The 243-nt window shown below is 73.7% G+C and carries 1 protein-coding gene; it reads right to left on the minus strand.

The window, feature by feature from the left end:
- Nucleotides 1–243, minus strand: a 243-nt coding sequence (locus tag GT045_RS34390) for a beta-ketoacyl synthase N-terminal-like domain-containing protein (protein WP_161336589.1), incomplete at both ends; no start/stop codon positions are given.

Consider the following 243-nt stretch of genomic DNA (forward strand, 5'->3'; position numbering starts at 1 on the left):
CGGATCACGGCCAGCACCTCGTGCCCGTTGCGCCGCGCGTCCGACAACCGCTCCAGGACGAGCATTCCGGCACCCTCGGACAGGGCCGTGCCGTCCGCCGCGTCGGCGAAGGACTTGGCGTGGCCGTCGGCGGCGAGGTTGCGCTGCCGGCTGAAGTCCACGAACGTGTCGACGGTCGACATCACCGACACACCGCCGGCCAGCGCGAGGGTGCACTCGCCCTGCCGCAGCGCCTGCGCCGCC

Origin of the sequence: Streptomyces sp. SID486 (assembly GCF_009865385.1) — a bacterium.
Classification (GTDB): domain Bacteria; phylum Actinomycetota; class Actinomycetes; order Streptomycetales; family Streptomycetaceae; genus Streptomyces.